This window comes from Glutamicibacter sp. BW77 (genome assembly GCF_002332285.1).
GTDB classification, from domain to species: domain Bacteria; phylum Actinomycetota; class Actinomycetes; order Actinomycetales; family Micrococcaceae; genus Glutamicibacter; species Glutamicibacter bergerei.
In genome coordinates this window covers 1-1,601 of the sequence record NZ_NRGT01000027.1, presented here as the reverse complement: position 1 = coordinate 1,601, position 1,601 = coordinate 1, and the positions used below count along the sequence as shown (strand labels likewise).

Annotated in this window: 2 protein-coding genes; both read right to left on the bottom strand. The window is 54.0% G+C overall.

Annotated features, from left to right (window positions below; genetic code table 11):
• Positions 1–34: 34 nt before the first annotated feature.
• On the bottom strand, positions 35–1,177 hold the full coding sequence (locus CIK74_RS02545; protein WP_240520439.1) for an IS3 family transposase: 1,143 nt from the start codon (positions 1,175–1,177) through the stop codon (positions 35–37).
• Positions 1,069–1,458: a hypothetical protein gene (locus CIK74_RS18975; RefSeq protein ID WP_240520438.1), complete on the bottom strand. Its 390-nt coding sequence runs from the start codon at positions 1,456–1,458 to the stop codon at positions 1,069–1,071. The genes CIK74_RS02545 and CIK74_RS18975 overlap by 109 nt, the downstream gene beginning before the upstream one ends.
• Positions 1,459–1,601: the final 143 nt, after the last annotated feature.

The window sequence follows — 1,601 nt, the reverse complement described above, 5'->3', positions numbered from 1 at the left end:
CGGAAATTTTCAAGTCAAGTGAGACCACTAAGTCTTAGACCAGCATCTTTTCTCCATCTTCCTGCTTGATCGGTTCGTTAATCCAAGCCACTTCAGGCAGCAACATTTTCTTCGGTAATCGGTTCTTTCCAAACCGCTCAGGATGCTCCGCCCATGCTTTCTCCAACGCCGTTAGGCGCTGGTCATCCACGTGCCCAGTCATCCCGAAATGCACGTCGGCAGGAGTATGAAACCCCAGTCCTGAATGGCGATGCTCAGTGTTATAAGCATGAACAAACCGGTCCATAAAATCCCTAGCGTGCTCCAACGAACCAAACCTTTCTGGGAAAGCCGGCATATACTTCAAAGTCTTAAACCACGACTCGGAATACGGATTGTCATTGCTCACCTTCGGCCGGGAATGCGAACGCAACACATCCAAATCAGAGAGCAACGACGCGACCGGTTTGGACGTCATGGACGTCCCGCGATCAGCATGAACTACCTGCGGGACTTGATCCTGAGCAAAAACCTGCTTCATGAACGCTTCAGCCAACGCCCCAGACTCCCGCAAATGGACCTGGCAACCGACGACATAACGAGAATAAATATCGATCATCACGTACGCATCAAAGTAAGTCCCTTTGCGCGGACCCGCCAATTTGGTGATATCCCACGAAAAGACCTCACCAGGCTGATACGCCACTAATTCAGGGACTTTCCGTGCCGGATGACGTGCCTGCCGCCGGCGCTCAGCTACTTGTTTTTCACGTCGTAGAAGCCGATACATGCTGGCCACCGAACACAAGTAGGTCCCTTCGCTGAGCAGCACCGCATAGATCTGTTCTGGTGCTTGATCCACAAACCGGTCGCTATTCAACGTTTCAAGAATCAACGCTTCTTCAGCCTCGGTGAGCTTGTTCGCCGGTGCCGGCCGAGGCGCATCAACTGGCTTGCGTGGAAAACGTTCAGCACGCTTGTGGCGGGCCATCGTGGCCCGACTGACACCAGCCAAAGAACTGGCTCGGCGAGTCGAAATCCCAGACTCAACGAGCTGGTCAAAGACGTTTTTCATGAACGCACGAGAGTCTATTCTGAATCCGCGCTCTTCGAGATCTGCTCCAAGAGCGCGTGCGCTTTTCCCATGATGTCTAGCGCGGTTTGAGTGGTCGCTAGTTTCACGTCGCGGGCAGCTAATTCTTTCTTCAGCCGTGCGATTTCTGCTTGTTCTTTGGTGAGTTTGCTCTTCGTGGTCCGTGGCGTTCCGCACTGGCCTGTGGTGGCGTGCTCGTCGAGGATTCCCGCGTTGCGGAGTTTGCGCCATTCAGCAATGTGGGAGGAGTAGATCCCGTTGGCGCGTAGGTAGCTGCCGCCTTCACTTGTTTGGATGGCTTGCTCATAGCCTTCAAGATAGGCAAGTTTCTGAGCAGGGCTGATGGTACGGCGTCGGGGCTGGTCCGAGCGTGGAGAAGAATCCATGATTCTATTCTCGGACACATCAGGGGCTGGTTGCTTCAAGGTGGTGATGCTCATGGTGCAGTGAGTTTCCTGTTCTCGCCCTGTCTGGGGTGAGGCGGGGGTTGCTATGAGTGGCTGGTCTCACTTGATCCTGACAGACAGGG